Consider the following 1066-nt stretch of genomic DNA (forward strand, 5'->3'; position numbering starts at 1 on the left):
TAGCTAAAACTTTTAGAAATATTTTGTTACAAGGTTCTTGTTAATTATTTGTTTCGTATGTTCCCATTTCGTGTATTTTATAAGTCTCTTTGTATTAATTATAAACGGAATTACTTATGTTAAGTAAGAAAAAACTACTACCTTCTATATTTATACTTTCATCATTATATAGCGTATCTTCTAATGCAGGGGTCTTTGATTTACCCGACAATTGTACCTATGGTAGAGCTGAAAGCTTTGAATTAACATCTGATGATATTGGTAATGGCGTGGAAGCCGGTTATGATATTTATAATGATAACGATAGAAATTATGATCAAGCAGAATTAAATTCTTGGAAACAATTAGTTGAAAGCTTAAAACAGATTATTGATTCTTACGATTATGTGAGAATTGAAAGCCCTAAGTTTGTACTTCAAAACCAAAGTTTCAGAGTTAAAGCTAATTTGTTTGATACATTCGCTAATATCAGGTTCAACAATTCAGAATTTGGATATGTAGGAACTGACAAATCTAGTATTGAAGCAAATGCATACAGAAATATGAGCTTTAGTAAATCATACGGAGCTGGTTTAGTGTGGGTGAATAGAGCAAACGGGATGTGTTCAGCTGAAAGTGTGTGGGTTCAAAAGCCCCCTCAAATAATTTCAGGAGATACATCATACAATGCTAGTAATGGCCAAATAGTAGTTAATACAAACTATAAAGTGGATAAATACTCAGAGGCAGCAAAAAATCAAAACAAATTAGTAAGAGTTCAAGTCAATATAACTAGCGATAACTTCAATACAACTACCAGCAAATCCATAAATGTAAGTGAATTATCTTCAATAAAGCAGATATCTATTTTACCTCATGCAGGTGCTGGCCTCTACTCTGTTCAAGCTACAGTATACGATGGTAATTACGTAGCAAGTCTAAACCTAGGTAGTACATTTGTAAGAGACGGTACCGTTATTCCTCCTTGTCCAAGATGTAACAAAAATTAATCTATATCCAGTCTTAACCTAAAAGAAGTCAAAAGCTCTAGCTCTTGGCTTCTTTTTAAACTCTAGTAATCCATAAA

General features: G+C 32.6%; 1 protein-coding gene. It reads left to right on the forward strand.

The window, feature by feature from the left end:
- Positions 1-116: 116 nt before the first annotated feature.
- Positions 117-989: a hypothetical protein gene (locus tag GQR46_RS20010; protein ID WP_165742284.1), complete on the forward strand. Its 873-nt coding sequence runs from the start codon at positions 117-119 to the stop codon at positions 987-989.
- Positions 990-1066: the final 77 nt, after the last annotated feature.

It is taken from the genome of Pseudoalteromonas sp. Z1A6 (assembly GCF_011378745.1).
Classification (GTDB): Bacteria; Pseudomonadota; Gammaproteobacteria; order Enterobacterales; family Alteromonadaceae; genus Pseudoalteromonas; species Pseudoalteromonas arctica.

Excerpts from the sequence above, each read along its gene's own strand:
- GQR46_RS20010 (WP_165742284.1), top strand. The coding sequence starts at position 117 with ATGTTAAGTAAGAAAAAACTACTACCTTCTATATTTATACTTTCATCA.